This window comes from Bacillus sp. B1-WWTP-T-0.5-Post-4 (assembly GCF_009183795.1).
Classification (GTDB): Bacteria; Bacillota; Bacilli; order Bacillales; family Bacillaceae_G; genus Bacillus_A; species Bacillus_A cereus.
In genome coordinates this window covers 1-834 of sequence record NZ_WEIJ01000041.1, presented here as the reverse complement: position 1 = coordinate 834, position 834 = coordinate 1, and the positions used below count along the sequence as shown (strand labels likewise).

Here is an 834-nt window from a genome sequence, read left to right as displayed (position 1 = left end):
GATTCACGTACGGAAAGGATCTAACAGGCGTAACGCGAGAAGTAGATCGATCAGATATCGCAACCGCGATTATTCCAATCGGTAAAGCTGACGAGACAGGGAAGCGCCTGACGATCGAAGCATTCGAGAATATCCACGACGGCTATGTATCACCTAAAGGGCAGAAATGGGTAGGCGACGAACACGCGATGCAGCTATATGGAAAGAACGGAAAGCACCTATTCAAGCGCTTAGATTTAAATAGCGTGGATAATGAATATGAGTTAATGAAAAAGGCAGTAGAAGAGCTAAAACGCGTTAAGCAGCCACGAGCAACATACGAAGTTAGCGTCTTATTACTGGAATCGTTAACGGGCTATGAGCATGAAAAGGTCCGTCTAGGCGATACGATCTTAGTAAAAGATACAATGTTCGAGCCTGCTCTCGCAGTTAATGCGCGCGTTATCGCAATCTACCGATCATATACGAATCCTGCGAAAGACTACGTATTACTGGGCGAATTCGTACCGCTAGTGATCGATAAGAATAGACAAATCGAAGCGATTCAAGAAACGATTAATCAAAATATGACGAAGTGGGAGCAAGGCGGCGAATTCGTTTATAAGAGCGCCACTGAGCCACTACCTAGCAAGAGAACACCCGATATGCTATGGCTAGATACTTCGAAGCAACCAAACGTTATGAAACGTTGGGACGCTGAGAAAAAACTATGGGTTAATGCGTCGGTAACTACGCCCGAAGAAATCGGAGCAGAAACGCCAAAAGGTGCGCAGGACAAGGCGAACAAAGCCGAAGAGACTGCAATCGCAGAAGCAGCGGAAGACGCGGCGATCA

At 46.5% G+C, this 834-nt stretch carries 1 protein-coding gene; it reads left to right on the top strand.

Annotation, left to right across the window (positions count from 1 at the left end; translation table 11 throughout):
- Window positions 1-834 (top strand): phage tail spike protein (locus tag GBN91_RS28585; RefSeq protein WP_193222149.1); only part of this gene is annotated, 834 nt, incomplete at both ends.